Below are 6,351 nucleotides of genomic sequence, written 5' to 3' on the forward strand. Positions count from 1 at the left end.
CGCCCGCCGCCGGGCCGCCCATATCCGGGCCTCACGCGTCCGGGGCCGGCCCCCGGCCGGCCAGCCGGTCCAGGGCGTCGGTACCGTCCACGGGGGCGTGGCACAACGTCCCGTGGCACAGGTAGAGGGCCGTTCCGCCGTCGCGAGAGCCCCGCCCGGCGGTGACGTCGTCCGGGTCCGCCGCGACATCGGGACCGGTGGCCGGCTCGGGAGACGCCTGGACACCGACCACACCGCGGACGATCGCCCAGGCCAGGGCCCGTCGCCGGTCCTCGGCGGCGCCCCCGGTGGCCACCAGGAGGTCCTCGACCGCACCGTGCCGGGCCGCCAGCCGCAGGACCGTGGCGGTCTCCAGCGGGGCCTGCGCCCCCAGCCGGGCCAGGTGTGCGAGCAGCCGCTCCGCCCACGCCCGGGCTCCCCCGGCCGGCAGGGTCCCGGCGTGGACCGGGGCCAGCACGTGCCACTGCAGCAGCACCTCGGCCCAGGCCCCCAGGGCGGACGGCTCGGCGCCGTCCAGCGGGGAGGCGAAGGAGGGGCCGCCCTGCGCCGCGGCCAGGACGGCGTCCCCGGCCGGGGCCGCCAGCAGGGCCGGCCCGTGGTCGGTCCGGACCACCAGGGTCCCGACGACGGCATCCACTACCGTCCGTGCCCGCACCTTCCAGCGCCGGCGGCCGGTGGAGCGGTAGAGCGCGATGAAGGCCCCGGCCGCCTGGGCGTGGTCGGCGAGCGTCCCGGCGGCCGGGCCGGGCCGGCCGTCGAGTGCCGAGCGCAGCACGTGGGCGGGACCGCGCGCGGTGCCGTCGGCTCCCCGTGGCGCCTCGCCGCCCGCCCCCGCCGCCGCGACGGCCAGCGGCCGGCAGTGCACCCGCCAGATTGCCTCCCCGGCGGCGAGCGCCTGGTCCAGCAGCCGGTCCTCTCCGAGCAGCGCCCACGCCTCGGCCAGGGCGGTGACGGTCATCCCGTTCCAGGCCGCCACCTCCTTGCCGTCCCGTGCCGGTTGCGGCCGGGACGCCACCCGCCGCCGCAGCCCGGGCAGGGCCCGGTCCCACAGGTCCTGTTCGGCCTCCGTGAGCAACCGGCCGGCGTGCAGGGTCAACGCCGCGGTGCCGGGCTCCACGGGCACCCCGGCCAGGACCTCCGCCAGGTGCCCCACCTCGGCGGGACCGGCCTCGGGAGCCTCCGCGGCCAGGGCCGCACGCAGCTCTGCGGGCGTCCACGTGTAGGTCGCCCCCTCCACGGGGTGGCCGTCCACCACGGTGTCCGCGTCCAGGCTGGCGGCGAACGCCCCGGAGGCGGTGGTCATCTGCTCCGCGAGCCAGGACGCCGTGCCCAGGGCGAGGCGGCGGGCGAGGGCCGGATGGCGCGGGTCCAGCGGCGCCAGGTGGTCCAGGTGGTCCCCGAGCACCGCCCAGCGGGCGTACCAGCGCAGCAGTTGGGCGTTGTCGTAGAGCATCTTCTCGAAGTGGGGCAGCGCCCAGGTCTGGTCCGTGGCGTAGCGGGCGAATCCCCCGGAGACCGGGTCCGCCAGGGACGAGGTGCCCATCACGGCCAGGGTGCGTGCGGTCAGGGCCCACGCCTGCGCCCGGGCGGGTCGGGGTCCCGTGGCGGCCGCCTGCAGCAGGAAACCCAGGGCGGGACTGGGCGGGAACTTGGGCGCCCCGGGGCCGAAACCGCCGTGCCCGGCGTCCTCCAGGCGTGCCAGCTGCGCGATCGCCTCGCTGACGGCACCGGAGAACGGTTCCGGTCCGGCGTCGGTCTCCGCCGGGGCCTGCTCCGCCCCGACCACGACGGCGGCCAGCGCCGTGGACTGCCGGCCCACCCCGGCGGCCAGGGCGGCCGCCGCCTGCTCGACCTCACCCCGGCGGTGCGTCCAGGCGGCGTGCACCGCGTCCAGGACCTGGCGGAAGGACGGCGTACGCCCTCCCCCGCCGTGGTGGCGGGGCGTGGGCGGATAGTAGGTGCCCGCGTGGAAGGGGCGCCCGTCCGGGGTGGTGAACACGCTCATCGGCCAGCCGCCCTGACCGGTCAGCAGCTGGGTCGCGGTCATGTACGCCTCGTCCACGTCCGGGTGTTCCTCCCGGTCCACCTTGACCGCCACGAAGCGGGCGTTCAGCTCACGGGCGGTGTCCTCGTCCTCGAAGGACTCGTGCGCCATGACGTGGCACCAGTGGCAGGCCGCGTAGCCGACCGAGACGAAGACCGGGACGTCCCGGCGGGCGGCCTCGGCGAAGGCCGCGGGCCCCCAGGGCCGCCAGTCCACCGGGTTGCCGGCGTGCTGGAGCAGGTAGGGGCTGGTCGCATCGGCGAGCTGGTTGGCCATGGCCCCACGGTAGGGCGGGCGATCCCCGTCCCTCCAGCCTGCCCCGACGCTCCGTGGCCGCTCAGTCCCGGCCGGAGTCCGGTGCCTTCGGTTCCGGCGCCGGGCCGTCGAGGTATCCGGGATACTTCTTCTGCAACCGGGCCCGCTGGATGTCGATGTCGGAGCCGGAGCGCCGGTCGACGTCGAGGTCCTCCTCCGGGTGGCGCACGTCCTCCGGGAGGTAGCCCTGGTAGCGGTTCACGAGCATGTCCTCGGCCTGGCCGGAACGGTACTGCACCCGGCGGATGGAGCGGACCATGAGCCGGATGACCACGATGGCCATGGCCACCATCAGCGCCGTGAACAGGAAGCCCTCGATGCCCGGGGTGACCTCGGTCTGGTCCAGCCCCGGCTTCAGGGTCGGTTCGGGCACGCCCGGCATCGGCTGTCCGACGGCCGTATCACCGTCACCCGGGACGGCGGAGGCGGACAGGAGAAGGGGCGGGAAGGCGATCACGGTCGACCATTCTACCGGTGGCCGCCCGCCCCCGGCCGACGGCGGGGACCGGCCTCAGCGCAGGCCGGTGAACAGGTCGGTCTCCGGCAGGGTGGTCTCCACCCGGGAGTCGATCAGGACGTAGTCCTCCCACGGCCAGGTCCGGCGCAGCAGGGAATTGGGAGCGGCGAAGAAGTGACCGGTCGGGTCCACCTGGGTCCGGTGCGCCCGCAGGGCGGCATCGCGCCGCTCGAGGTAGTCGGCCACGTCGATCTGCGTGGTGACCCGGTGGTCGGTGATGCGGAACCGGGCCGGACCGGACTGCGCCTCCTGCTCCTCGGCAGCGGCCGCCTCACGCTCGTCCCGCTCCTCCGCCAGCAGCTTCTCGTACCACGCCATCCGCTCCGTGAACGGGGACTCCTCGCCCGCGGCCAGGTAGGCCTCGTGCAGGGCCCGGTACTTGTCCGGGTTGAACGCGCGGTCGTAGTAGAGCTTGGACGGGGTCCACGGCTCGCCCAGCCCGGGAAACCGCTCCGGGTCGCCCGCGGCCCGGTAGGCCTCCACCGTGATCTCGTGGGACTTGATGTGGTCCGGGTGCGGGTAGCCGCCGATCTCGTCGTAGCTGATCAGCACGTGGGGCCGGAACTCCCGGATCACGCGCACCAGCGGCGCCGTGGCCCGGTCCAGGGGGACGGTGGCGAAACAGCCGAAGGGCAACGGCGGCAGCGGGTCACCCTCGGGCAGCCCGGAGTCCATGAACCCGAGCCACCGGTGCTCGATCCCCAGGGCCGCGCCGGCCTCGTCCATCTCGGCACGGCGCACCCCGGTGATGTCGCGGTCCAGTCGCACGGTGTCCCCGTAGGCGGGGTTCAGCAGGTCCCCCCGCTCGCCGCCGGTGCAGGTCACCACCATGACCTCCGCCCCGGCCTCCTCGTAGGCGGCCATCATCGCGGCGCCCTTCGACGACTCGTCGTCCGGGTGGGCGTGGACCGCCATCAGGCGCAGGCCGTGGGAGGCCGGGACGCCGCGGGCCTCGGGACCGGCGTGCGAGGCCTCGGCCTCGACCGTTCCGTAGTCGGCCTGGCCCACCGGGACGCCGAACTCCGGCGCGCCGGTACCGTCCGGGTCGATCAGGGAAGAACTGCTCACGTGGCCTCGGCTGCTTTCCCGCCCCGTCCCACACCCGGCGGGCGTGCTGAGGCGGCATGATCGGGGACCTGCACGGTCCGGTGGACGTCGGTGGAGCCTCGGGTCGCCGGGATACCATGGAGCGATATGGATCCCTCACCCCAGGCCTCGGCGGACCAAGCGCCGAGGGACAGCCTAGCGAACCGGTATGGGCGCTCCCAGCGCACCGGCCCGACCTTCTGGACCCGTTGGGGCCGCTGGGTCGCGGCGGCGGCACTGGTCCTCGCGGTCGGCGTGGTGGCCTGGCTCACCGTCTCGGCCACCAGCCGGACCCTGGACTGGAAGGACGTGGGGTTCGAGATCTCCTCCCCCACCCGGGCCTCGGTGACCTTCCAGCTCACCAAGGACCCCGAGGACACCGTGGAGTGCGCCGTCCAGGTCCTGTCGGAGCAGTACGCGGTGGTGGGATGGCGCACCGTGGTGATCGGGCCCGAGGACGAGACCGGCAGCGGCCTGCCCTCGGACCGGACCCGGTACTACGACGTCACCCTGCGCACCGACGAGCTCGGCGTCAACGGCGGGGTCAACTCCTGCTGGATCGGCGAGCCCTGAGCCGCGCGTCCGGAGCGACCGGACTCCGTGACGAACTGAGACGCTGATCACGACGGGCGTGACGGATGTGAAGCAGATCCGTTAGAGTGGACCGCATTGGTTCTCGACCCCGCCTGACGGGGCCCGTACGGATTCCGGTCCGTGAAGGCTCCTCCGGCGGGGTTCTTGCATGGATGCCACCCGGGCTGCACTCGCAGCACAGCGCCATGCACCGGAAGCACTGTGCGGTCCCGGTCGTCCCGGCCCGTCCGCCCAGTCGACCGACCCGAAGGAGAAGACGCGTCCATGAGCAACACCGACAGCGCTCCCTGGCTGACCCAGGAGGCCTACGACCGCCTGAAGCAGGAGCTGGACCATATCTCCGGTCCCGGCCGCCAGGAGATCATCGACCGCATCGAGCAGGCCCGCGAGGAGGGTGACCTCAAGGAGAACGGGGGCTACCACGCCGCCCGCGAGGAGCAGTCCAAGAACGAGGGCCGCATCCAGGAGCTCAAGTACCTCCTCGAGACCGCGGTGATCGGCGCCGCCCCGGCCGACAACGGCGTGGTGGAGCCCGGCATGGTCGTCGAGGCGAAGATCGCCGGCGACGTGGAGACCTTCCTGTTCGGCAACCGCGAGATCGCCGATGACAAGGACTCGATCACCGTCTACTCCGAGCGTTCCCCCCTCGGTGAGGCCATCCAGGGCGCCAAGGTGGGCGACTCGCTCTCCTACTCGGCCCCGAACGGCAGGGACATCACCGTGGAGATCGTCTCCGCGAAGCCCTACCAGGGCTGAGCCACCCCGAGACGGCCCCGGCCGGGCCCTGCCCAGGGCCCGGGGCACGGACGGACCACGACGGCGGCGCACCGGTTTCGCACCGGTGCGCCGCCGTCGTTGTTGCTAGGTTGGGGTCATGCTCATCGTCGAAGAGACCTTCCTGCTGCTGACCAAGGACAACGGGGCCGCCGAGAGGGTCTCGCGATACCGCCGCCACGGGCTCGTCGCGGCCCTGCTGACGGACCTGGCCGAGGCCGGGGTCATCGACGTCGGCCAGGGCCGGGACCCCCGGGTCGCGGTGGTGCGGGCCGGCACCACCGGGGATCCCGTGCTGGACGCCTCGCTGCCCGCCCTGGACCGGTTGTCCGGGAAGAGGATCTCCGCGCTGCTGGCCAGCCCGGCGCTGGATCCGGAGCGGGCCGTGGGGCACGCGCTGGCCCGGCAGGGCATCGTGCAGGAGGTCCCCCGCCGGTTCCGCGCCCCTCACTACGTCATCACCAGCCCGGCACCGGAGATCGCCCTGCGCCAGCGGCTCGGCGAGGTCCTGGCCGGGACCCGTGAGGCCACCCGGGCCGACGGGACCGAGCTCGGCATCCTCAAGGCCCTGAACCTCGCCTACGGCCTGCTCGGCCCGGCCCGCGGCGACCTGGACCGCCGCGGGCTGGCACGACGCATCGTGGCCGTCTCCCAGGATAATCCCGCCGTGGCGGCCCTGCAGCGGAGGGTGGGCACCATCCCGGCCTCCACCACGGTCGCCGTGACCGCGGCCGGCGCGGCCTGAGCCGGTCGCCCCGACGCCGCCTGACCGCTCAGGCCGGATCCGTGGAGCCCTCTTCCACGGGCGTGACGGCCGGTTCCGGCGTCCCCTCCGCGGCCAGCGCCTGGTGGCGGCGGTAGACCTGGACGCCGATGGCCACGGGGATGGCCGCGACGGCGGCCGCCCGCATCCAGGGCCGGTCCAGGACGTGGCCGGTCGCCGCGTCCAGGGACACCCGCCCGGCACCGCCGACCGCGAAGGCCGTGGCGGCCAGGCCGAGCACCGCGGGGTACTCCAGGC

The 6,351-nt window shown here is 74.4% G+C and carries 6 protein-coding genes and 1 pseudogene; 3 read left to right on the forward strand and 4 right to left on the reverse strand.

All coding sequences use genetic code 11. The annotated features are described in order from the left end of the window. Window positions 1-31: 31 nt before the first annotated feature. From PLJ28_RS01695 to mca, 3 genes are all read right to left on the reverse strand, one after another. Entirely contained in the window at window positions 32-2,320 is a 2,289-nt protein-coding gene (locus tag PLJ28_RS01695; RefSeq protein WP_183523813.1) for a thioredoxin domain-containing protein, read from the reverse strand. 61 nt (window positions 2,321-2,381) lie between these two features. Further along, window positions 2,382-2,741 (reverse strand): hypothetical protein, encoded by a 360-nt coding sequence (locus PLJ28_RS01700; RefSeq protein ID WP_502877075.1) that lies wholly within the window; start codon window positions 2,739-2,741, stop codon window positions 2,382-2,384. Window positions 2,742-2,870: 129 nt separating this feature from the next. Then, window positions 2,871-3,944 carry a mycothiol conjugate amidase Mca gene (mca, locus tag PLJ28_RS01705; protein ID WP_183523810.1) on the reverse strand — a complete coding sequence of 358 codons (1,074 nt, stop codon included), beginning with the start codon at window positions 3,942-3,944 and terminating at the stop codon, window positions 2,871-2,873. Between the two features lie 126 nt (window positions 3,945-4,070). Between mca and PLJ28_RS01710 the strand changes: the two genes are divergently transcribed. The 3 genes from PLJ28_RS01710 (at window position 4,071) to PLJ28_RS01720 (ending at window position 6,075) form a co-directional block, all read left to right on the forward strand. After that, entirely contained in the window at window positions 4,071-4,535 is a 465-nt protein-coding gene (locus PLJ28_RS01710; RefSeq protein WP_183523795.1) for a DUF4307 domain-containing protein, read from the forward strand. A gap of 285 nt (window positions 4,536-4,820) precedes the next feature. Continuing rightward, the gene (greA, locus tag PLJ28_RS01715) at window positions 4,821-5,312 is read left to right on the forward strand and encodes a transcription elongation factor GreA (protein ID WP_183523792.1); all 492 of its coding nucleotides are present in this window, start codon (window positions 4,821-4,823) and stop codon (window positions 5,310-5,312) included. 118 nt (window positions 5,313-5,430) lie between these two features. After that, window positions 5,431-6,075: a GOLPH3/VPS74 family protein gene (locus PLJ28_RS01720; RefSeq protein WP_298045122.1), complete on the forward strand. Its 645-nt coding sequence runs from the start codon at window positions 5,431-5,433 to the stop codon at window positions 6,073-6,075. A 28-nt stretch (window positions 6,076-6,103) separates the two neighbouring features. On the opposite strand, the pseudogene PLJ28_RS01725 reads toward PLJ28_RS01720, so the two are convergent. Continuing rightward, window positions 6,104-6,351: pseudogene (locus PLJ28_RS01725) on the reverse strand (DoxX family protein); the annotation flags it as partial.

This window comes from Citricoccus sp. (assembly GCF_035445025.1).
Lineage (GTDB): Bacteria > Actinomycetota > Actinomycetes > Actinomycetales > Micrococcaceae > Citricoccus.

Bases quoted from the DNA above. Each gene is read 5' to 3' on its own strand.
- PLJ28_RS01695 (WP_183523813.1), bottom strand. From the start codon at position 2,320: ATGGCCAACCAGCTCGCCGATGCGACCAGCCCCTACCTGCTCCAGCAC.
- PLJ28_RS01700 (WP_502877075.1), bottom strand. From the start codon at position 2,741: ATGCCGGGCGTGCCCGAACCGACCCTGAAGCCGGGGCTGGACCAGACC.
- PLJ28_RS01710 (WP_183523795.1), top strand. From the start codon at position 4,071: ATGGATCCCTCACCCCAGGCCTCGGCGGACCAAGCGCCGAGGGACAGC.
- greA (WP_183523792.1), top strand. From the start codon at position 4,821: ATGAGCAACACCGACAGCGCTCCCTGGCTGACCCAGGAGGCCTACGAC.
- PLJ28_RS01720 (WP_298045122.1), top strand. From the start codon at position 5,431: ATGCTCATCGTCGAAGAGACCTTCCTGCTGCTGACCAAGGACAACGGG.